Annotated in this window: 1 pseudogene; it reads left to right on the plus strand. The window is 64.1% G+C overall.

Features of this window, described 5'->3' with window-relative positions:
• Nucleotides 1-122: 122 nt before the first annotated feature.
• Nucleotides 123-337, plus strand: a pseudogene (locus AX692_RS00295) (IS66 family transposase); the annotation flags it as partial.

Here is a 337-nt window from a genome sequence, read left to right on the forward strand (position 1 = left end):
TGCTGGAGGGGATCGACTGGCGCAACCCGCAGTATACGTGGCGGCCGCAGAGCGCAGGATAACCGGCAGATGCGGGCATTTTGGCCTTGCAGCAGAGGGTGGATGATGATTCACTCTCCTCCATGGAAGCCGTCATTTCGCCCCTTCCGGACGATGTCGAAGCGCTCAAGGCGCTGCTGGTTTCCGCGCTCCAGAAGGCTGACGAAGCAGAGGCCAAGCTCGCCAACGCCCATGCCCGCGAGAGCGCCATCGAGGCGCTGATCGCGCACCTCAAGCTGCAGATCGCCAAGTTGAAGCGCGAGCAGTATGGCCCCAGCGCCGAGCGTAGCCGCCGCCT

The organism is Erythrobacter donghaensis (assembly GCF_001557325.1).
Taxonomy (GTDB): Bacteria; Pseudomonadota; Alphaproteobacteria; order Sphingomonadales; family Sphingomonadaceae; genus Erythrobacter; species Erythrobacter donghaensis_B.